Raw genomic sequence first — 22,067 nt, forward strand, 5'->3', positions numbered from 1 at the left:
AAAGATTCATATTCATTGAACAATTTGATTTATGTCAAAATACACCCAAACAAGCGCCTACATAATCATACAAAATTTCAAACCATCCTATCAGGATACTTAACTTTTCTTACAATAAGGAAACTTTAAACATGAAACGCCAAACCTTAGCTGCACTTATCGCTTCTGTATTTGCACTGGCCGCATGCGGCGAACAAGCTGCTAAACCAGCTGAAACTCCGGCTGCCACCGCTTCTGCCGAAGCTCCTGCTGCTGCTTCTGACTCACAAGCTGCTGCCGAGACTCCTTCTTCAGAATTGCCTGTAGTCGATGCCATCATGACTCACGCTCCGGAAGTTCCACCTGCAATCGATCGCGATCATCCGGCTAAAGTACGCGTTAAAATGGAAACCGTCGAAAAAACCATGACTATGGAAGACGGTGTTGAATACCACTACTGGACATTCAACGGCGACGTTCCGGGCCAAATGATTCGTGTACGCGAAGGCGATACCGTAGAAGTAGAATTCTCTAACAATCCTTCTTCTACTGTTCCTCACAACGTTGACTTCCACGCTGCTACCGGTCAAGGCGGTGGTGCAGAAGCTTCTTTCACTGCCCCAGGCCACACTTCTACTTTCAGCTTTAAAGCTCTGCAAGCCGGTTTGTACATTTACCACTGTGCCGTTGCTCCTGTAGGTATGCACATCGCCAACGGTATGTACGGTTTGATCTTGGTTGAACCTAAAGAAGGCCTGCCTAAAGTAGATAAAGAGTTCTACATCGTACAAGGCGACTTCTATACTAAAGGTAAAAAAGGCGCTCAAGGCCTGCAACCTTTCGATATGGACAAAGCAATTGCCGAACAACCTGAATACGTTGTATTCAACGGTCACGTAGGCTCTATCGCCGGTGACAACGCCCTGAAAGCCAAAGCTGGTGAAACTGTTCGTATGTACGTTGGTAACGGTGGTCCTAACTTGGTATCTTCTTTCCACGTTATCGGCGAAATCTTCGACAAAGTATATGTTGAAGGTGGTAAACTGATTAACGAAAACGTACAAAGCACTGTGATTCCTGCCGGTGGCGCCGCCATGATCGAATTCAAAGTCGATATTCCAGGCAGCTACACTATAGTTGACCACTCTATCTTCCGTGCGTTCAACAAAGGTGCTTTGGGTCAATTGAAAGTTGAGGGTAACGAAAACCCTGAAATCATGACCAAAAAACTGAGCGACACCGTTTACCAACCTGCCGGTGCTGCCGCTTCTGCCCCAGCCGCTGCGTCTGCCGCACCTGCTGCTTCTGAAGCCGCTAAATAATCCCTCGGTTTAATACGCCAAGCCACTGCTACTCTTCTCTTAGAGTCGCAGTGGCTTCCATCACAATTAATCTTCCTATTCAATCAGACAGATTAATTTTTCAGACGGCCTTGTTATGATTAGGCTATCTTAAAAATAAATTTTCTGTTTTCAAACGATAATAAGGGCGTACCATGAAACTCATACGACTCCTCCTCTTAGGCAGTGCCTTAATCTGCGGCAATACATTTGCAGCCGAAATGGTAAAAATCGAAGGAGGCAGCTATCGCCCTCTCTATCTCAAAAAAGAGACTTCCCTTATTAAAGTCAAACCCTTCCAACTTGACAAATATCCTGTAACCAATGCCGAATTTGCCGAATTTTTGAAAACACATCCACAATGGCAAAAAGACAAAATCAGCTCCAAACAAGCTGAAAAAGCTTACCTGAAACATTGGGTAAAAAACGGCAGCAACAGTTATGCGCCTAAAGCCAGCGAACTCAAACATCCGGTAACCAATGTTTCATGGTTTGCCGCCAATGCCTACTGCGTTTCCAAAGGCAAACGCCTGCCGACTATTGACGAGTGGGAATTTGCAGGCTTGGCCTCTGCCACTCAAAAAGACGGCTCTGCCGAACCCGGCTACAACCGCACCATCTTAGATTGGTATGCAGACGGCGGCCGCAACGGCCTGCACGACATCGGTAAAAACAAACCCAACTACTGGGGCGTATACGATATGCACGGCCTGATTTGGGAATGGACTGAAGACTTCAACAGCAGCCAACTCTCAGCCGGCTCGTCCAACACCCAAATGTTCTGTAGCGGCGCATCCGTAGGCTCAAGCGACCCATCCAACTATGCTGCTTTCTTGCGCTACGGCATCCGTACCAGCCTGCAATCCAAATATGTTTTAAATAACTTAGGCTTCCGCTGCGCAAGCAAATAAAGTTTAGTTTTATCACCAAAGCAGCTTTGGCGGTACTGAAAGGTATCGCCGCTTTTTTTGGCCGTCTGAAAAGATATGGCGCACAAAGACAAATTGTGGCATAATCCGCCCGTCTTTATAAAAAGGCACTTAGGAGTTTGCTTAGGTCGTTCGGCTTGACAAACTTGTCCGAACCTGAAAAGGTTCTTTTATTTTCGGAGTTATCCATCATGGCATTGACCGTAGAACAAAAAGCACAAATTGTTAAAGATTTCCAACGCAAAGAAGGCGATACTGGTTCTTCTGAAGTACAAGTCGCTCTGTTGACTTTCCGCATCAACGACCTGACTCCTCACTTCAAAGCCAACCCTAAAGACCACCACAGCCGTCGCGGCCTGTTGAAAATGGTTAGCCAACGTCGTCGCCTGCTGTCTTACCTGCGTCGTACTCAGCCTGATACTTACCGTTCACTGATTACCCGCCTGGGTCTGCGTAAATAATTTATGCTTAAAATCAACACCGCCTTTGGGCGGTGTTTTTATTCATATACCCATGCCGTCTGAAACACAGGCCCACGCTCTGTGTTATACTTCCACACACTTAAGCAGCAAGGCTTAAACTCCCAATCACTCCTTAAAGCTCCCATTAAAGCGAGAATCTGAATTGTCTGTTCATTCCATGTTGCACTCAGGAAAATTTTGGCTGAAAACCCTGGTTTTCAGCATTACCGCGCTTTTATGCCTCGCGGCGGTATTGAGTGCCTTAATGTTCCGCATATTCAACACAGAAAACATCGACGCATTCATACAAAAAAACTTTTCCGCCCATGGCTGCCAAGTCAAATACAATGCCAATATCAGCAGAAAATGGCTGCCGCGCCCTACACTTATTTTAAAAGACCTCAGCCTTTCCTCTTCCGAACCTGATACGCCGACGCTGAATATTGCCGAGTCTAAAATGGGCTTTGGCTGGAGCAGCCTATGGTCAGACGCCCCCATTCTTGAAAAATGGATTCTTTCCAATCCTTCTCTGACGCTGGGTCCCAAAAACCACCTGCCTGCCTGCCTGCAACAAAACCATGCATCAAAAGAAAGCTTCCAGCTCAACCGCGTCATCATCAATAACGGCAGCATCCGCTATCACAATAAAGAGCAAGATATTGCCTTAAACGATCTGCAATTTTCCCTGCGCAGAGCCGATTCAGACGGCCGTCCATTCGATATCAGCGGCACACTGCAAAACATCGGCAACCCCATCAATTGGCAAGGCATCGGCCATCTTGTACAAGATGATACCGGCTGGAGCGTTCCCGCCCTCAAATTAAACCTGCAAACCGTATTACTCAAAAACAAACTGGATGCCCAAATCGCAGGCAGCCTTAATTGGCAAAACCAAACCGCCCTTTTGCGCGACTTCAATCTGCAAGCCGAAAGCGGCTACCAAAACTTGCATATCAATGCACGTTCTCCCCTCTTGCAGTTTAAAAACGGCTATTTACACCTCAACACACTCAACGGCGCATTGACCGCCGGCAGTGAAAACAACCAATGGGACGGTTCATTCAAACTGGACAAAACCAACCTCTATCCAACCGTTTTGACCGCCGCCAATTTTGAACTCAAAGGCAGCCATAAAAACGACCGCCTCCAAACCAACTTTACCTTTTCCAGCCCGTTGGTTTGGCAAAAAGACAAAGGCATCGATGCGCCCAAACTGCACCTCAGCACCCTGCAAGACACCATCAACCGCCTTCCCCGTCCCCGATTCATCAGCACACTCGAAGGGCAGGCTAATTTCAGCCTCAATACATGGGAAGGCCGTCTGAAAGGTGCATTTGACAGACAAGCCCTCGCCTTGGCCTTTAAATACCAACGCGATGCCCAACCGCGTCCGCACCTTGACGCCGGTATTGCCTTACAAAAACTCAATCTGACCCCTTACTTGGAAGATCTGAAAACCCAGCCATCACTGAATCTTCCTTCCCTGCTGACCAAATCCTGGTTGCCCGACATTGAGGCCAACCTCCAAATCGGCAGCATTCAAACTGCCGGCCTGCAATTAGAAAACATCGAATCCCTGCTCACCGCCGATAAAGAACATATCGCCCTGCACCGTTTCAAAGCCGGGCTTTATGGCGGTAAAACCGAGGGTGGCCTAAGTATTGCGGCGACCCAACCTGCCTCCTACCACCTTCAGCAAAACGCAAAAGGCATACAAATTCAGCCGCTGCTGCAAGACCTGTTCGGTTTCCACAGCTTCAGCGGCAGCGGCGACGCCGTTATCGACATTAAAACCACCGGCAACGACCGCGCCCAAATGATACAAGCCCTAAACGGCAGCCTGCTCCTCGATATTACCAACGGCGCATGGCACGGCATCGATATGGACAGCATTCTGAAAAACGGCATCTCTTCGGAAAAAATCGACAACAGCAACCTCAAAACCCCTTTCCATCATTTCATCCTCAATAGCGAAATTGAAAAAGGCATCAGCCATCATATCAACACCGAACTGTTTTCCGACAGCCTGCACGTTGTCAGCAGTGGCTATACCGATTTGAATACCCAAAAGCTGTCCGAAAACCTGCTTATCAGCAATGTACTGCAACCTAAAAACAAACCGATTCCCCTAAAAATCGGCGGAACCGTACAAAACCCTTCTATTACCCTTGATTACAGCCGCTTGACCAATGGCATGAACACGTCTGCAGAAAAACAAAAAGCCCTGCAAGAAACCATACAAGAACAATGGAAGTGGCTCAAACCACGCTAAGTGTTCAAATCAAAGGCCGTCTGAAACCCAAAAAGTTTCAGACGGCCTTTTAACAGATACATTGTCAGAATAAGATGTTTATTGGGGAATAACCATATACACAATCAGTGCAACAATGATGGCAAACCATATAGCCAACATTATCAAGCCTTTTTTTGAGAGTTTTCTTTCTCTCCAATCGAGCCTCAATATTTCTACCGTACCCTCAAACATAGACCCAATCATTTCCATCAATATTTGAAGTAGAAATTCCAATAAATCCGACATCTACAAACCCAAACTCTCCCAAATCTGATCGATTTTGGCTGTAACGGCAGGGTCTTTTTTGATCACACGACCCCATTCGCGGTCGGTTTCACCCGGCCATTTGTTGGTCGCATCCAAACCCATTTTGCCGCCGAGTCCGCTGACGGGGCTGGCGAAGTCGAGATAATCGATGGGCGTGTTTTCTACCAAAACAGTGTCGCGTACGGGATCCATGCGCGTGGTTACCGCCCAGATAACTTCTTTCCAGTCGCGCACGTTCACATCGTCATCAACCACGATGATGAATTTGGTGTACATAAACTGGCGCAGGAACGACCAGCAGCCCATCATCACGCGCTTGGCGTGTCCGGCGTACTGTTTTTTCATGCTGACCACCGCCATGCGGTAGGAGCAGCCTTCGGGCGGCAGGTAGAAGTCAGTGATTTCGGGGAACTGCTTTTGCAAGAGCGGTACGAACACTTCGTTCAACGCCACGCCCAAAACGGCGGGCTCATCGGGCGGTTTACCTGTGTAGGTGGAATGGTAAATCGGGTTTTCACGCATGGTGATGCGCTCGACCGTGAACACGGGGAAATGATCCTGCTCGTTGTAATAGCCCGTGTGGTCGCCGTATGGGCCTTCCAACGCGGTTTCGTTCGGATGGATGACGCCTTCCAGTACGATTTCGGCACGGGCAGGCACTTGTAAATCGTTGCCGATACATTTCACCAGTTCCGTCCGCGAGCCGCGCAGCAGTCCGGCAAACTGGTATTCGCTCAAGGTATCGGGAACGGGCGTTACCGCGCCCAAAATGGTGGCGGGGTCGCAGCCAAGCACGACGGCGACGGAATACGGCGTATCGGGATTGAGTTTGCGGAACTCCTGATAATCCAACGCGCCGCCACGATGCGACAGCCAGCGCATAATCAGCTTGTTTTTGCCGATTAATTGTTGGCGGTAAATGCCGAGATTTTGGCGTTTTTTGTGTGGACCGCGCGTGACGGTCAAACCCCATGTTACCAGCGGCGCAACATCTTCTGGCCAGCAATGCTGAATCGGCAGTTTATACAAATCAACGTCTTCACCTTCCCATACAATTTCCTGACACGGCGCGTTTTTCACCACGTTCGGCGCCATGCTCCAAATGTCTTTCAATAGCGGCAGTTTGGAAAACGCGTCTTTGATGCCTTTGGGCGGTTCGGGTTCTTTCAGATACGCCAGCGTCTGCCCGATTTCGCGCAGCTTGGATACGCTGTCCGCCCCCATGCCCATCGCCACGCGTTCGGGCGTGCCGAACAGGTTTGCCAACACGGGATAGTCGTAGCGCGTACCGTCGGGTTTGATCGGGTTTTCAAACAGCAACGCCGGCCCTTCGGCACGCAGCACGCGGTCGGCGATTTCGGTCATTTCCAAATGCGGCAACACCGGATGCTGAATGCGCTTGAGTTTGCCATCAGCTTCCAATCCGGCGATAAATTCTCGCAAATCTCTGTATTTCATGATTTCATTTTCCTGAACAGGCCGTCTGAAAACAAACTGCCATTTCGGGTTTGAAAGATAAACCAGCGGCTATTGTACCTGCCAAATCTGTTCAAATCCCAACTTTCTACGTCCGAATTTTGAGATTTTTTGCAAACTACCGTCAAATTTAAACAATATCTGCTTGTGATTGCTTTCAGACGGCCTTATCTTTGGTAAAATTCCGACTTAATCCAGTCATCAATCAATATCTATCGTGGGACAGCGGCCATGTTTGCATTTTTAGAATCTTTTTTCGTTGAATACGGCTATGCGGCCGTGTTTTTCGTTTTGGTTATTTGCGGCTTCGGCGTGCCGATTCCTGAAGATTTGACACTGGTTACAGGCGGCGTGATTTCCGGCCTGGGTTATACCAACTCGCATATTATGTTTGCCGTCGGCATGCTCGGCGTATTGGTAGGTGACGGCTTTATGTTTGCGGCCGGCCGGATTTGGGGACAAAAAATCCTTAAATTCAAACCGATTGCCCGTGTGATGACGCCCAAACGCTATGCCCAAGTACAGGAAAAATTCGACAAATACGGCAACTGGGTTTTATTCGTCGCCCGTTTCCTGCCTGGCCTGCGTACCGCCGTTTTCGTGACCGCAGGCATCAGCCGCAAAGTTTCCTACCTGCGCTTTATCCTGATGGACGGTCTGGCCGCGCTGATTTCCGTTCCGGTTTGGATTTATTTGGGCGAATACGGCGCACGCAATACCGACTGGCTGATGAAAAAAATGCACAGCCTGCAATCCGGTATCTTTATCGTACTGGGCATCGGCGCAGTCATTGTCGGCTGGATTTGGTGGAGAAAACACCGCCGCCATACCTTCTTCCGTGAAAAACTGCACGAAAAACGCGCTGCAAAAGCCAAAAAACAAGCCAATCAATAAACCATTCCAGGCCGTCTGAAACACTTCCCCGCTTTCAGACGGCCTCAATCATTCATCAGAAACACCATGAAACAAAAAATCTTCGTCCTCTACACCGGCGGCACCATCGGCATGACCCAAAGCAGCGCAGGCCTGCGTCCCGACACTGCCCTCGTCGATAAAGCCCTTGCCCCCTTTTCAGACGGCCTTGATTTCGAATGGCACGTTTGCCAGCCGCTCATCGATTCTTCCGCGGTAACGCTGCAAAACCAACGCGACTGGCTGGAGCTTATTATCGCCAAACTGCCTGACTATGACGGCATTTTGGTGCTGCACGGCACGGATACCATGGCATACACCGCCAACCTCTTCGCCCTTTCGCTGCAAGGTTTGGACAAACCCGTTATCCTGACAGGCTCGCAATGGCCTTACGATGCCGCCAACAGCGATGCGCCGCGCAACCTTGCTACCGCCGTTTCCGCTTTCTCGCTCAAACTCAAACAAGTGGTCATTGCCTTTGACGGCAAACTCTTCCCCGCCGTCGGCAGCAGCAAGGTCAGCACCGAGACCGCCGCAGGTTTTGACAACCTGCATTTTGGTGCGCTCGCCGAATGGGAGGAAAACAAAGGTTGGCACAATATCCGTACCGCCCCGACCCAACATTCAGACGGCCTCAAACCGCGTCTTCCAAATCCTGAAGCCAAAGTTTCTGTCCGCACGCTGATTCCCGGTTATGCTGCGCAAGAACTTTCAGACAGCCTGCCCCACCTTTCCGCCCAAGCCCTGATTCTGCAAAGCTATGGCCACGGCAATGCGCCGAACAACGATGCGTTTGTCCGAGCCGTTCAAGCCTTTACGCAACAAGGCAAGTTGCTGCTCAACATCAGCCAAGTGCCGCAAGGTTGCGCCGCTGCCGTCTATGCCCAAGGCGATGCTTTGCGTCAGGCAGGTATTATCAACGGCGGCAAATGCAATCTCGAAACCACCACTGCGCTGATGACCCTCGCCGTATCTCATGACTGGAATGCAGATAAGGTGCAACAAGAATTGCGACAATTAAATCTGCTGTAAACCACCATTAAATATGACTTTCACCGACACCCACTGCCATCTTGCCGATCCCAAACTTGCCGATACGCTGCCTGCCGTGCTTACCGAAGCGCAAGCCGCCGGCGTGGTGCGTTTTATCGTACCGGCTACATCTCCCAATGATTGGCAGGCAGTTGCGCAGTTGGAAAGGCCGTCTGAAAACATCCATATCGCTTTGGGCATTCATCCGTGGTTTTCAGACGGCCTCAACGAGGCGGCATTCCAAGAATTAGAGTCCGAATTAATCCGGCATCCGCAAGCATGGGTTGGCGAAATCGGCTTGGATTTTTATGGCAAAGAGCAAACCAAAGCGCAACGCGACACGCAAACCGACGTCTTTATCCGCCAACTCATCCTTGCCCAAAACCTCAACCGCCGCGTCATCATCCATAATCTGAAAGCCTCTGCCGCCATTGCCGCCGCCGTCAAAACCGCCGGTTTCACACAAGGCGGTATCGTTCACGCCTTCTCCGGCAGCGTAGAAGAAGCGCGGATTTTGGTAAAACTCGGCTTCAAAATCGGCATAGGCTCGCTGCTGCTCAATCCCAATGCAAAAAAAGTCCGTGCCGCCTTACAAGCTTTAAACGACACGGATTTTGTTCTCGAAACCGACAGCCCTTTTATGCTCGGCCACGAAACCAATACACCAGCCAACATCCGCCGTATCGCCGAAATTGCCGCCGAATTGCGCGGCATACCGCTGACACAACTGGCTGAAATAACCGAGCAAAACGTGGATTCCCTGCTCCATACTTCCCCTTAATATGCCGACCTCAAGGCATCAAAAAGCCTCGCCTGGCCATTTCGTTTCCAAACCGACACACCCTGCCCTCCCTACCCCATATTCATGAATAAAAAGCGATACAAGGCCGTCTGAAAAAATGTTTTTGGCACAAAATTATCGTTCACTCCGTCATCTCGGCTTTTTAACACCGTATTTTCCCTTTGATTGATAAAAAGTATTACGCATATTATTGGGCAAACTTTTTATTTACGTTAAAATATGCTTTTTTTTGATAATAAGGCCGTCTGAAAAAGGCGGAAACTAATTATGGCTGAACAACATACACACGCTTCCACCTGGAAGAGCAAAATCAATGCTCTCGGCCCGGGTATCATGATGGCTTCGGCGGCAGTCGGCGGCTCGCACCTGATTGCCTCCACGCAGGCAGGCGCACTTTACGGCTGGCAGCTTGCGCTGATTATCATTCTGACCAACCTGTTCAAATACCCGTTTTTCCGCTTCAGCGCACATTACACGCTGGACACGGGCAAAAGCCTGATTGAGGGCTATGCCGAAAAAAGTCGCGTTTATTTGTGGGTATTTTTGATTTTATGTATTGCATCGGCAACGATTAATGCCGGCGCGGTCGCCATCGTTACCGCCGCCATCGTCAAAATGGCCATTCCATCACTGACTCTCGATACCGGCATAGTGTCCGCCATGATTATGGCTTCCTGCCTGCTGATTTTGGCAAGCGGCCGCTATAAAGCATTGGACAACGTTTCCAAAATCATCATCGTCAGCCTGACCATCGCCACCGTCGCCGCAGCAGCCGTGGCCATGTCCCGCGGTATGCAGATGAAGCCTGACTTTATCGAGCCTACCCCATGGACGCTGACCGGCTTGGGCTTCCTCATCGCGCTGATGGGCTGGATGCCTGCACCGATTGAAATTTCCGCCATCAACTCTTTGTGGGTTACCGAAAAACAACGCATCAACCCTTCCAGCTACCGCGACGGCATTTTTGACTTCAACGTCGGCTACATTACCAGCGCGATTTTGGCGGTCGTTTTCCTCGCCTTGGGTGCATATGTACAATACGGCAACGGCGAGGAAGTGCAAATGGCGGGCGGCAAATATGTCGGCCAGCTGATTAATATGTACGCTGTGACCATCGGCGACTGGTCTCGTCCATTAGTGGCATTTATTGCTTTCGCCTGCATGTACGGCACCACCATTACCGTAGTGGACGGCTACGCCCGCGCGATTGCCGAACCGGTACGCCTGCTGCGCGGCAAAGACAAAACCGGCAATGCCGAATTGTTTGCTTGGAACGTCTGGGTTGCAGGCTCAGGCTTGGCTGTAATTTTCTGGTTCAACAGCGCGATGGCGGAACTGCTCAAGTTCGCTATGATTACCGCCTTCGTTGCCGCCCCAGTGTTCGCTTGGTTGAACTACCGCCTCGTAAAAGGTGACAAACGCCACAAACTGACCATGGGCATGAACTTCCTCGCCATTATCGGTTTGATTTATTTGACCGGCTTTACCGTTTTGTTCCTGCTGAACCAAACAGGCATTTTGGCTGCGCCTAAATAAGCCCATATAAAAAAGGCCGTCTGAAACTTAAAAACAGGTTTCAGACGGCCTTTCCAATCCATCATATCTTTTTGAATTTTCATTCAAACCCATTATAATGACTCCTTATTTCGCCGTTGCAGACCACTCGACGGCATCCGTATTTTGGAAAATTTATGAAGCCGTCTATCCTAGAAAAACTACAACAACTCAGCGACCGACTGGAAGAAGTCACGCACCTGCTCGGTCAGCCTGAAGCCACGTCCGACATGGACAACTACCGCAAACTCACACGCGAACACGCCGAACTGACCCCCGTCGTCGAAGTCTTCCAAAACTATCAGCTGGCGCAAAGCGACTTGGCTGATGCCGAAGAAATGCTGTCCGACCCCGAAATGAAAGACTTTGCCGCCGAAGAAATCGAAGCGGCGAAAACCAAAATCGACGAACTCGATACCGAATTGCAAAAACTCTTGCTGCCCAAAGATGCCGACGACGATAAAAATATCTTTATCGAAGTACGCGCCGGTACCGGCGGCGACGAAGCCGCGCTGTTTGCAGGCGATTTGCTGCGTATGTACAGCCGCTACGCCGAGCGCAACCGCTGGCAGGTCGAAATCGTTTCCGCCAACGAAAGCGAATTGGGCGGCTATAAAGAAGTCATCGCCCGCATTATCGGCTTAGGCGCGTACAGCCGTCTGAAATTTGAATCCGGCGGCCACCGCGTGCAGCGCGTCCCTGCCACCGAAAGCCAAGGCCGTATCCATACCTCTGCCTGCACCGTTGCCGTCATGCCCGAAGCGGACGAACTCGAAGACATCGAGTTGAACCCCGCCGACCTGCGCATCGATACCTTCCGCGCATCCGGTGCGGGCGGTCAGCACATCAACAAAACCGACTCCGCCGTCCGCATTACCCACTTGCCGACAGGCATGGTGGTCGAATGCCAAGACGGCCGCAGCCAACACGCCAACAAAGCGCAGGCGATGAAAGTCCTCGCCGCCCGCTTAAACGATGCGCAAAAACGCGAAGCACAAGCCAAAGAAGCCGCCGAACGCAAATCCCTGATCGGCAGCGGCGACCGCAGCGAGCGCATCCGTACCTACAACTACCCACAAGGCCGCGTGACCGACCACCGCATCAACCTTACCCTGCACAAACTGGATTTTGTGATGGACGGCGATTTGGAAGAAATCACCAATGCCCTGATTGCCGAGCATCAAGCCGAGCTTTTGGCGGCAATGGGGGATTGATGAATTTAGCCCATTGCGTTTATACTTTTCAGACGGCCTGATGACATATGTCAATATGACCGTGAATATATTAAAGAAACTTCAATCCTGAAGTGTTAAAATGCAGCACCAGCTGCGCCCCAGCAACACCCTTCTACAATTAACGAAAGAGAGGACACAAAATGGCAAAAATCCTGATCGCACCGGTATCTACCGGCCTGAGCGCCGATGCAGCGGCAAAAGCATTTGCAGCGGCATTGAATGCACAAGTTTTCCAGACCGTTGACTCCACTACAGAAGCCCTGTTGGCTCAAGGCAAGAGCGACGACTGGTTTGACGCGCTTGTCGGTAAAGTTGCAGCATTGAATGCAGATAACCTCGTTATCGAAGGCATCACTCCTGATGCAGACAAATTGTTCTTGGCAGGCAAAAACGTCGAATTGGCGTTGTCTTTGGACGCAGGCGTTGTATTGGCGCTGAAATCCGACAATACTGACGCGGCCGCCATCGCCCAACAATTAAACCTCACCAAACAGCTCTACACCAACTCCCCAGGCTTATTGGAAGGCTTTATCATTGACGGCGCAGCCGCTGCTTTAGGCGCACAAGTTGCCGAGCAAACCGGCCTGACTTTCTTCGGCTCCAGCGACAAACTACAAGACGTATCCGCTTTGGCCAAACGCGAAGCCAAACGCCTGTCTCCAGCCCAATTCCGTTACAACCTGATCGATTTCGCACGCAAAGCCGATATGCGCATCGTCCTGCCTGAAGGCGCAGAACCACGCACCGTCGCCGCTGCCGCTATCTGTCACGAAAAAGGCATCGCCCGTTGCGTACTATTGGCTACCCGCGAAGAAGTTGAAGCCGTAGCGAAAGAACGCGGCATTTCCCTGCCCGATTCTTTGGAGATCATCGATCCTGCTTCTTTGGTTGAGCAATACGTCGAGCCGATGTGCGAATTACGCAAATCCAAAGGCCTGACTCCTGAAGATGCACGTAAACAGCTGCAAGACACCGTCGTACTGGGTACCATGATGATGGCTCAAAACGACGTAGACGGTTTGGTTTCCGGCGCAGTCCACACTACTGCCAACACCATCCGTCCTGCCCTGCAACTGATTAAAACCGCTCCGGGTGCAAGCCTCGTATCCAGCGTATTCTTCATGTTGCTGCCTAACCAAGTTTTGGCATTCGGCGACTGTGCGGTTAACCCGAACCCAACGCCTGAACAACTGGCCGACATCGCCATTCAATCTGCCGACAGCGCCAAAGCTTTCGGTATCGATCCCAAAGTGGCCATGATTTCCTACTCTACCATCAACTCAGGCAGCGGCCCTGATGTCGATGCAGTAATCGAAGCAACCAAACTGGCTAATGAAAAACGCCCTGATTTGGCCATCGAAGGTCCGTTGCAATACGATGCGGCTACCGTTCCATCTATCGGCAAATCCAAAGCTCCGGGCAGCGCTGTCGCTGGTCAAGCAACTGTCCTGATTTTCCCAGACCTCAATACCGGCAACTGTACTTACAAAGCCGTACAACGCAGCGCCAACGTCCTGAGCGTAGGCCCGTTATTGCAAGGTTTGCGCAAACCGGTTAACGACTTGTCCCGCGGTGCATTGATTGAAGACATCGTCTTCACCATCGCCCTGACTGCCGTTCAAGCCAAACAAATGCAAGGCTGATTGACAAGCTGATGCTTTGAAATCAAAGGCCGTCTGAAACCGATGTTTCAGACGGCCTTTCGTATCTTTGCGCCAACTATATTATAATTCGCCATTATTTTCTGAAAGACTGCCCCAATGACTGCCTACCAGCAACAACTAGCCGACAAAAAGCAATATCTTCAGCAACTTTTCCAAGGACTGGATTTCCCTGAAATCGAGATCTTTGAATCTCCGGAACAGCATTACAGGATGCGTGCCGAGTTCCGCATCTGGCATGAAGGCGGCGAAATGTTTTACGCCATGTTTGAGCGCGGGCAAAAGGCAAGCGGGGCAAGCCTGATCCGTTGCGACCAATTTCCTGCCGCGTCCAAATCCATCAATACCTTGATGCCGAAATTGATTGAAGCCGCGTCCAATCATCCCGAGCTGAAAAACCGCTGGTACGCCGTCGAATTTTTGTCCACTTTAAGCGGCGAAATACTGGTTACCATGATTTACCACAAGAAGCTGAACGACGCATGGCAACAAGCCGCGCAAGAGCTGGCGCACAATTTAGGCATCCACATCATCGGCCGCAGCCGCGGACAAAAAATCGTATTGAGCCAAGATTTTGTGACTGAAGCGTTGGAAGTCAACGGCAAGACCTTCCGCTATCGTCAAATCGAGGGCGGCTTTACCCAACCCAATGCCCAAGTGTGCCAAAAAATGCTGACTTGGGCGTGTGATGCTGCGCAAAACTTAGGCAAAGACCTGCTTGAGCTGTACTGCGGCAACGGCAATTTCACCCTGCCGCTTTCGCAACATTTCAATCAGGTGCTGGCGACCGAAGTTTCCAAAACTTCCGTCAACGCCGCCCAATGGAATATTGAAGCCAACCAAATTACCAATCTTAAAATCGCCCGCCTGTCTGCGGAAGAGTTTACCGAGGCCTACACGCAAAACCGTGAATTCCGCCGCCTGCAAGAACAAGGCATTGACTTGAAAAACTATGATTTTTCAACTATTTTTGTCGATCCTCCACGCGCCGGTATTGATGATGAAACGCTCAAATTGGTTGCCCGATTCGACAACGTCCTCTATATTTCCTGCAATCCTGAGACCCTTCGCGCCAACCTAGACACGCTCTGTCAAACCCATACCATCGAACGCGCCGCCCTATTCGACCAATTCCCATTTACCCACCATATCGAAAGCGGCGTTTGGTTGAAGAAGAAATAAAATCATACAAAAAGGCCGTCTGAATGTTCAGACGGCCTTTAATTAACGGCATATTAAGCGATTTTCAAATCAATCCGCTTCCAAAACCACTTTCATGGCTTGGTTTTCAGCAGCGTGTTTGAATACATCGTAAGCTTTTTCCAATTCGCTGAATTTGAAATGGTGGGTCATCATTTTGGTGTAATCCACTGAGCTGCTGGAAATGGCTTTCATCAGCATTTCGGTGGTATTCGCGTTAACCAGGCCTGTTGTGATGGCAAGGTTTTTAATCCAAAGTTTTTCCAGTTTGAAATCAACGGATTGACCATGCACACCGACCACAGCAATATGGCCGCCGGGTTTCACGATGTCTTGGCACATATTCCAAGTTGCAGGGATACCGACCGCTTCGATGGCGCAATCTACGCCGTCTTCGCCGACGATAGCGGCAACTTGTTTGCTTACATCGCCGGAAGCAGGGTTGATGGTATGGGTCGCGCCCAATTCTTTCGCCAGTTTCAAGCGGTTTTCGTCCATATCGCAAACGATGATGGCAGCAGGGCTATACAGTTGCGCAGTCAGCAATGCAGACATACCGACAGGGCCGGCACCGGCGATGAATACGGTATCGCCAGGTTTCACATCGCCATATTGCACGCCGATTTCGTGGGCGGTCGGCAAAGCATCGCTCAACAGCAGGGCAACTTCTTCGTTGACGTTGTCAGGCAGCGGAACCAAGCTGTTGTCTGCATAAGGCGTACGGACGTATTCGGCCTGAGTACCGTCAATCATATAGCCCAAGATCCAACCGCCGTTGCGGCAGTGTGAATAAAGTTGGATTTTACAGTTGTCGCAAGTACAGCATTTGCTAACACATGAAATAATGACTTTATCATCGACTTTGATGTTTTTTACAGCATCGCCGACTTCTTCTACAATACCGATACCCTCATGACCGAGAATACGACCGTCGGCAACTTCAGGGTTTTTACCTTTCCAAATACCCAAGTCAGTACCGCAAATTGTGGTTTTAACGATTTTGACGACTGCATCGGTCGGATCGATAATTTGAGGGCGGGGTTTTTCTTCGAAACGGATGTCGTTTGCGCCATGATAAACCATTGCTTTCATGTGAATCTCCTTGAGCAGTTAATAAACTTTAACAATACAGCGTAAATCCACGTTAACTATATTTATATACCCCTCTACCAGATAAGTCAATCCTGATTATTATTTTGCATGTTATAGTGTAACATGCTGTTTTAAAAATAAATAATTAAAAAGTAAATATTAATGAACACACACACATCCTTTGCACAACGACTCATCGATTGGCAACGGCAGCATGGCCGTCACGACTTGCCTTGGCAGATCAAAGACCCCTATTCCGTCTGGCTTTCAGAAATCATGCTCCAACAAACGCAGGTTGCTACCGTATTGGACTACTATCCGCGTTTCTTAGCCAAATTCCCAACCGTGCAATCGCTTGCCGCTGCGCAGCAAGACGAGGTTTTATCCTTGTGGGCAGGCTTGGGCTATTACAGCCGCGCACGCAATCTGCACAAAGCAGCGCAACAAGTCGTCAGACAATTCGGCGGTATCTTTCCATCCGAACGCAAAGACTTAGAAACGCTCTGCGGCGTAGGCAGAAGTACCGCCGCCGCTATTTCTGCCTTTGCTTTTAACCGACGAGAAACCATCTTGGACGGCAACGTCAAACGCGTTCTCTGCCGTGTCTTTGCCCAAGACGGCAATCCGCAAGATAAGAAATTTGAAAACTCGCTTTGGACGCTTGCCGAAAGCCTACTGCCGTCTGAAAACACTGATATGCCTGCCTACACGCAAGGCTTGATGGACTTGGGCGCAACCGTCTGCAAACGAACAAAACCTTTGTGCCATCAATGCCCGATGGCAGACATCTGCGAAGCAAAAAAACAAAACCGCATTGACGAGCTGCCCCGCAAAAAAACTGCCCCCGAAGTGCAAACCCTACCGCTTTATTGGCTGATTATTCACCACACTGACGGCGCATTATTGCTTGAAAAACGCCCTGCCAAAGGCATTTGGGGCGGTCTGTATTGCGTCCCCTGTTTTGAAAAATTAGACGATTTGTATGCTTACGCCGAACGCTTCGGTATTGTTTCAGACGGCCTTGAAGAACAAACCACATTTACCCACCGCCTGACCCACCGCTTATTGATGATTACCCCTTTTCAGACGCAACAAAGGCCGTCTGAACATCTTTCAGACGGCCTTTGGATATCAGCGGAACAGTTGGCGGATTATGGTTTACCCAAACCTTTAATCAAATATTTGGCGAAAGGCTAAACCGCCCTATTCCACAATCTCTTTAAATACAACTTCTTTCCCACCGCGAATCAATACGGCAAAACCATCGCCAATTTGCCAACGCGAGCTTGGATTGGCGTACTCGACACCCTGACTCTGCAAGCGGACTTGCGCCAGTTTCTCAACCGTATTGCCTTCACGCAACTCAACCATCATCGGGCTGTGGCTGTTGATATAAATTGCAGTAATCGTCCGACCTTGTACGGATTGATAACGGACAGAATACGTCTGCGCCTGTGCAATGACCGGTAACGGCGCGTCTGGACGCACGGCTTTATACGAGCCGCACGAAACGCACAAACTCACGCACAAAGCGCAGATAATTTTATTCAACATAGGCATAGATTAGTAATGGTGATGCGGAATCTCGCCATCAAGCCGGTAATAAGTGCCGCAATACGGGCATTCAATCTCACTGTTGGACTGAATCGGCAAGAACACACGCGGATGGCCGTTCCATGTTTCATGATTAGGGCCGGAGCAATGCAGCGGCAAATCCTGCGGCTTGATGACTACAACGTTTTTTTCAGATTGTGTACTCATGGTTTGGTTCCTCACTATGTTTTCTTATCTTCCGATATTGTAAAGCAAAACGGCCGCTAGGTTCGACTGAAAACATTATATAATCACTTTTTTCAGACGGCCTTTGATGATGATGACTACCCTGCTCCGCCTTCAAGATTTCGATACTTCCGATTCCGCTTCATTTCTTTATACACTCAGTGCAGCCTATTTGGATCACACTGAACAGACAGGCGATGAAGACATGTCCAGCCTCAACGACGAACAGCATACATTAATCGCACTTTGTTACCTCGACAGCCAGGTTCAAGAAGGCGGCTTTGTACAGCTTATCGCTTCAGGATACGGAGAATACATCTTCGGCAATCCGGTTGCTGACAGCCTGCGCCGCTGGCGCATCAAGCCGATACCAAAAATCTTAGACAAAGCCAAGGCTCTGTACGAAAAACACGGCGAATCCATTGAAAAAATGGCAGACGAGCAAAGGGATTTCGACGAAATCCGCAAAGCTTTTCCCGATTTTGAAGAGCTTGACGGCGATTATTATGACGTTGCCGATGAAGACTTGGAAACTGCGGCAGCGTACGTTCAGGCAAATTGGGATAAATTTGCCAAACTGTCAGACTGAAACCATAAAACTTTGCCGGTTTGAATCATCTGTTCAAACCGGCAAAATCATCAATACGTCAAATTAACGTTTGTTTTTCTGATAAATCGGCATCACTTCAGGCAACATTTTGCGGATCGCATTGATACGCGCCTGATTGGTCGGATGGGTCGACAAAATAGCCAATGAGCTGCCGCCCTGTACTTTGTTCATTTTTTCCCACACACTTACCGCAGCCTCAGGATTGTAGCCTGCTTCAGCCATCAAACGCACACCGCCGGCATCCGCTTCGCTTTCCTGATAACGTGAGAACGGTTTGGTCGCCAACAAATCTGCACCCAAACCGACCAAATCACCATCCACACCGGTTGAGCTGGCCAAAATCGAACCGCCCAAGCCGGTCAATACTTGTCCGCCCAAAGCTTTTTTACTGTGTTCCAACAAAGCATGGGTCATTTCATGGCCGACAACGGCGGCAATTTCATCATCAGTCAGCTTCAATTTCTCTACTATACCGGTGTACACGGCCATTTTACCGCCCGGCATTGCCCATGCGTTCATTTCATCACTGCGGATAACGTTCATCTGCCAGTTGAAAGGCACGCCGGTTTTGTTGGCGCGCTCAGCATGAGGACGCAGACGTGCAAACACGCGTTGAACGCGTTGAGCAGTTGGAGATGAAACATCCAAAGCTTTTTGACCACGCGCGTTTTGAATGACTTGTGAGTAACTTTTGGCAGCATCTTCATTCAAAGTCGCAGTATCGTAGCCAACCATATCCGCTACAGAAGTACAGCCGGTCAACGCCAAAATCACACCCATGCCGGCCCAATATTTTTTATTCCATTTTTTCAACATGTTTTCTCTCTGTGTTTTAAAATTAATGTAACGACATTGTACCCAAATTTAATATCCTTTACACAAAAGGCCGTCTGAACGGTTTCAGACGGCCTTTAAGCGTAATATTTAAGAACGGCGCTGCAGCATCCAAGACTCAATCTTACGCGCATCGTTCACGCGGGTTGTGGAAGACGGAGAGTTGAGCAATACAATGGTAATCGGCTGATTCTGTACATTGGCCTTAACCACCATAGAACGTCCTGCTTCACGAATATAGCCGGTTTTCTGCAATTCGATATTCCAGCTGCCCTCACGCACCAAGGCATTGGAGTTTTTGTAGTTTTGACGACCATTTGCCGTCCAAACCGAGCCGTAATTTGAAGTCGAATTTTTGCGAATCAGCGGATACTTACTGGCTGCCGCAACCATGCGGTTCAAATCGCGTGCAGTGGAAACGTTTTGGAAATTCAAACCGGTAGGCTCATAGAAACGACTGCTGGTCATACCCAGGCTTTGCGCTTTGGCATTCATAGCCGCAACAAATGCGCTCATACCGCCCGGATACGTACGGCCCAATGCATGAGTAGCACGGTTTTCACTGCTCATCAGGCTCAGGTGCAACAGTTCGCCGCGTGTCAGCGTCGTGCCGATGCTCAAACGGCTGCCCGTACCTTTCAAACGGTCGATTTCAGCCTCGGTAATCGTAATCGGCTCGTTCATATCCAGATGCGCATCCAAAACCACCATCGCGCTCATCAATTTGGAAATAGAGGCAATCGGCATGACACGATCAGGGTTTTTCTGATACAGCACTTCACCGGTTTTATTATTGAAAATCAAAGCAGATTGCGAAGACAGCAGAGGACCTGCCAAAGCGGCTTGAGCTTCGACTTGGTCGGCATGACTCAATGCAAAAGCTTCCAGCGGGTCATTTTGCACTGGGAAATTTTGCTCCAAAAATTGTCCCAATACATCCATATCATTGGCAACGGCAGGCGCAGAAGCAAAGGCCAATGCCACACCTGTCCATACCATTCCTAAAGTTTTATAGATTTTCATATCTGCCAATTCAAAAAAATACATTTAATTCAACATTCTGTTAAATTTTTCGACAATTGTAAAGCGAGTTGAGAAAACTTTGCGTTTGTTAGCAAGATATTCAAATCCCACGCCCTCATCTGTTTCTTAGACGATACGGCGCAATGCCTGCTCTGATTTGAAAAAACACAAGATAGTCATTATACTTAGGCTCCTTTGTCAGAGGCATTCCCTCAATCCGGCAATACGCCCGAAATATCTGTTCCCCCTTTACAACACAGCCTCCATACAACCATACGAAGAAATTATTATGTCTGAAGAAAAACGCACCTGTTCATTCTGCGGGAAGTCTGAAAACGACGTTAAAAACCTGATCGAAGGCGAACACGCCTTCATCTGCAACGAATGTGTAGAAACTTGCGGCATAATGCTGCAAGACAACGAATCCGGCGAAATTGAAAACGAGCTTGTCAAAGCGAAAGAAGAAAACGCCGAGAAAAAACTGCCTACCCCGGCCGAAATCGTTGCCAACCTCAACGACCACGTTATCGGTCAGGAACACGCAAAAAAAGCGTTGGCAGTATCGGTTTACAACCACTACAAACGCCTGCACCACCCGAAAGCAGAGGGCAAAGTCGAATTGTCCAAATCCAACATCCTGCTTATCGGTCCGACCGGCTCAGGTAAAACCCTGTTGGCGCAATCTTTGGCGCGCAAACTGGATGTCCCTTTTGTCATGGCAGATGCCACAACTTTGACCGAAGCCGGTTATGTCGGTGAAGACGTCGAACAAATCATCACCAAACTTTTGGGCAAATGTGATTTTGACGTTGAAAAAGCCCAGCGCGGCATCGTCTATATCGATGAAATCGATAAAATCTCACGCAAAAGCGACAACCCGTCCATCACGCGTGACGTATCCGGCGAAGGTGTGCAACAAGCCTTGCTGAAACTGATTGAAGGCACTGTAGCCAGCGTTCCTCCTCAAGGCGGACGCAAACATCCGAACCAAGAATTCATCAATGTTGATACCACCAACATCCTCTTTATCTGCGGCGGCGCATTTGCCGGCTTGGAAAAAGTCATCCGCCAACGTACTGAAAAAGGAGGTATCGGCTTTGGTGCAGCGGTACACAGCAAAGATGAAAACGCCGATATTTCAGCCCTGTTTGAAACCGTCGAGCCTGAAGACTTGATTAAATTCGGTTTGATTCCTGAGTTGATCGGCCGTCTGCCCGTGATTGCCACATTGGAGGAATTGGACGAAGACGCTTTGGTCAACATTTTGACCGAACCGAAAAACGCCTTGGTCAAACAATATCAAACCTTGTTTGAAATGGAAGATGTCAGCCTTGAGTTTGAAGAAGACGCTTTGCGCAGCATCGCCAAACTGGCAATGGAACGCAAAACCGGTGCGCGCGGCCTGCGCTCTATCGTCGAACGCTGCCTCTTGGACACCATGTATGCCCTGCCAGATTTGAAAGACGTCGCCAAAGTCGTCATCAATAAAGAGGTGGTAGAAAAAGGCGAGCAGCCAAAACTTTTCCGCAAAGACGGCAGCGAATACAAACAGTAAAACTGATTCTTTGAAAAAGACGTGTAACCGTAC

General features: G+C 49.4%; 20 protein-coding genes. 14 read left to right on the plus strand and 6 right to left on the minus strand.

What is annotated here, in order from left to right; translation table 11 throughout:
* The first annotated feature begins 131 nt into the window (after nucleotides 1–131).
* The 4 genes from nirK to ACTHTK_RS03080 all read left to right on the plus strand — a co-directional run bounded on the left by nirK (nucleotide 132) and on the right by ACTHTK_RS03080 (nucleotide 4,981).
* A complete protein-coding gene (gene nirK / locus ACTHTK_RS03065; protein ID WP_004519389.1) occupies nucleotides 132–1,301 on the plus strand; it encodes a copper-containing nitrite reductase in 1,170 nt (389 codons plus the stop codon).
* 173 nt (nucleotides 1,302–1,474) lie between these two features.
* Nucleotides 1,475–2,230 (plus strand): formylglycine-generating enzyme family protein, encoded by a 756-nt coding sequence (locus tag ACTHTK_RS03070; protein ID WP_003745813.1) that lies wholly within the window; start codon nucleotides 1,475–1,477, stop codon nucleotides 2,228–2,230.
* Nucleotides 2,231–2,439: 209 nt separating this feature from the next.
* Entirely contained in the window at nucleotides 2,440–2,709 is a 270-nt protein-coding gene (gene rpsO, locus ACTHTK_RS03075; protein ID WP_036491726.1) for a 30S ribosomal protein S15, read from the plus strand.
* Nucleotides 2,710–2,887: 178 nt separating this feature from the next.
* Nucleotides 2,888–4,981: an AsmA family protein gene (locus ACTHTK_RS03080; RefSeq protein ID WP_440378381.1), complete on the plus strand. Its 2,094-nt coding sequence runs from the start codon at nucleotides 2,888–2,890 to the stop codon at nucleotides 4,979–4,981.
* Nucleotides 4,982–5,248: 267 nt separating this feature from the next.
* Here the strand turns inward: ACTHTK_RS03080 and ubiD are convergent, their stop codons facing one another.
* Entirely contained in the window at nucleotides 5,249–6,727 is a 1,479-nt protein-coding gene (gene ubiD, locus ACTHTK_RS03085) for a 4-hydroxy-3-polyprenylbenzoate decarboxylase (RefSeq protein ID WP_107723563.1), read from the minus strand.
* A 249-nt stretch (nucleotides 6,728–6,976) separates the two neighbouring features.
* On the opposite strand from ubiD, the gene ACTHTK_RS03090 reads away from it, so the two are divergent.
* The 7 genes from ACTHTK_RS03090 (at nucleotide 6,977) to trmA (ending at nucleotide 15,123) form a co-directional block, all read left to right on the plus strand.
* Nucleotides 6,977–7,639 (plus strand): DedA family protein, encoded by a 663-nt coding sequence (locus ACTHTK_RS03090; protein ID WP_107723564.1) that lies wholly within the window; start codon nucleotides 6,977–6,979, stop codon nucleotides 7,637–7,639.
* 66 nt (nucleotides 7,640–7,705) lie between these two features.
* Entirely contained in the window at nucleotides 7,706–8,689 is a 984-nt protein-coding gene (locus ACTHTK_RS03095; protein WP_440378332.1) for an asparaginase, read from the plus strand.
* Between the two features lie 13 nt (nucleotides 8,690–8,702).
* Nucleotides 8,703–9,470, plus strand: coding sequence for a TatD family hydrolase (locus tag ACTHTK_RS03100; protein ID WP_440378333.1), 768 nt, complete (start codon nucleotides 8,703–8,705; stop codon nucleotides 9,468–9,470).
* Nucleotides 9,471–9,758: 288 nt separating this feature from the next.
* Nucleotides 9,759–11,027: an NRAMP family divalent metal transporter gene (locus tag ACTHTK_RS03105; protein WP_440378334.1), complete on the plus strand. Its 1,269-nt coding sequence runs from the start codon at nucleotides 9,759–9,761 to the stop codon at nucleotides 11,025–11,027.
* 155 nt (nucleotides 11,028–11,182) lie between these two features.
* Nucleotides 11,183–12,259, plus strand: coding sequence for a peptide chain release factor 1 (gene prfA, locus ACTHTK_RS03110; RefSeq protein ID WP_295848489.1), 1,077 nt, complete (start codon nucleotides 11,183–11,185; stop codon nucleotides 12,257–12,259).
* A gap of 161 nt (nucleotides 12,260–12,420) precedes the next feature.
* Complete coding sequence (gene pta / locus ACTHTK_RS03115; protein WP_440378335.1) at nucleotides 12,421–13,923, plus strand: phosphate acetyltransferase; 1,503 nt, start codon at nucleotides 12,421–12,423, stop codon at nucleotides 13,921–13,923.
* A gap of 117 nt (nucleotides 13,924–14,040) precedes the next feature.
* Nucleotides 14,041–15,123 carry a tRNA (uridine(54)-C5)-methyltransferase TrmA gene (gene trmA / locus ACTHTK_RS03120; RefSeq protein WP_440378336.1) on the plus strand — a complete coding sequence of 361 codons (1,083 nt, stop codon included), beginning with the start codon at nucleotides 14,041–14,043 and terminating at the stop codon, nucleotides 15,121–15,123.
* A gap of 69 nt (nucleotides 15,124–15,192) precedes the next feature.
* Here the strand turns inward: trmA and ACTHTK_RS03125 are convergent, their stop codons facing one another.
* Nucleotides 15,193–16,233, minus strand: coding sequence for a zinc-dependent alcohol dehydrogenase family protein (locus ACTHTK_RS03125; protein WP_107723570.1), 1,041 nt, complete (start codon nucleotides 16,231–16,233; stop codon nucleotides 15,193–15,195).
* Between the two features lie 162 nt (nucleotides 16,234–16,395).
* On the opposite strand from ACTHTK_RS03125, the gene mutY reads away from it, so the two are divergent.
* A complete protein-coding gene (gene mutY, locus ACTHTK_RS03130) occupies nucleotides 16,396–17,430 on the plus strand; it encodes an A/G-specific adenine glycosylase (RefSeq protein ID WP_107723571.1) in 1,035 nt (344 codons plus the stop codon).
* Nucleotides 17,431–17,436: 6 nt separating this feature from the next.
* Here mutY and ACTHTK_RS03135 read toward each other — a convergent pair whose 3' ends face one another.
* Nucleotides 17,437–17,793, minus strand: a complete 357-nt coding sequence (locus ACTHTK_RS03135; protein ID WP_107723572.1) for a hypothetical protein — start codon at nucleotides 17,791–17,793, stop codon at nucleotides 17,437–17,439.
* A 3-nt stretch (nucleotides 17,794–17,796) separates the two neighbouring features.
* The gene (locus ACTHTK_RS03140) at nucleotides 17,797–17,994 is read right to left on the minus strand and encodes a zinc-finger domain-containing protein (RefSeq protein ID WP_003745781.1); all 198 of its coding nucleotides are present in this window, start codon (nucleotides 17,992–17,994) and stop codon (nucleotides 17,797–17,799) included.
* A gap of 112 nt (nucleotides 17,995–18,106) precedes the next feature.
* On the opposite strand from ACTHTK_RS03140, the gene ACTHTK_RS03145 reads away from it, so the two are divergent.
* Entirely contained in the window at nucleotides 18,107–18,601 is a 495-nt protein-coding gene (locus tag ACTHTK_RS03145) for a DMP19 family protein (RefSeq protein ID WP_199903864.1), read from the plus strand.
* 63 nt (nucleotides 18,602–18,664) lie between these two features.
* On the opposite strand, the gene ACTHTK_RS03150 is transcribed toward ACTHTK_RS03145, so the two are convergent.
* Together ACTHTK_RS03150 and ACTHTK_RS03155 are read right to left on the minus strand one after the other, a co-directional pair.
* Nucleotides 18,665–19,438: a M48 family metallopeptidase gene (locus ACTHTK_RS03150; protein ID WP_107723574.1), complete on the minus strand. Its 774-nt coding sequence runs from the start codon at nucleotides 19,436–19,438 to the stop codon at nucleotides 18,665–18,667.
* Between the two features lie 108 nt (nucleotides 19,439–19,546).
* Nucleotides 19,547–20,455, minus strand: a complete 909-nt coding sequence (locus tag ACTHTK_RS03155) for a serine hydrolase (protein ID WP_371459479.1) — start codon at nucleotides 20,453–20,455, stop codon at nucleotides 19,547–19,549.
* A 313-nt stretch (nucleotides 20,456–20,768) separates the two neighbouring features.
* Here ACTHTK_RS03155 and clpX point away from each other — a divergent pair, with 313 nt between their 5' ends.
* Nucleotides 20,769–22,034 (plus strand): ATP-dependent Clp protease ATP-binding subunit ClpX, encoded by a 1,266-nt coding sequence (clpX, locus tag ACTHTK_RS03160; protein WP_107723575.1) that lies wholly within the window; start codon nucleotides 20,769–20,771, stop codon nucleotides 22,032–22,034.
* Nucleotides 22,035–22,067 lie beyond the last annotated feature (33 nt).

Origin of the sequence: Neisseria sp. P0006.S009 (genome assembly GCF_051962915.1) — a bacterium.
Classification (GTDB): Bacteria; Pseudomonadota; Gammaproteobacteria; order Burkholderiales; family Neisseriaceae; genus Neisseria; species Neisseria subflava_E.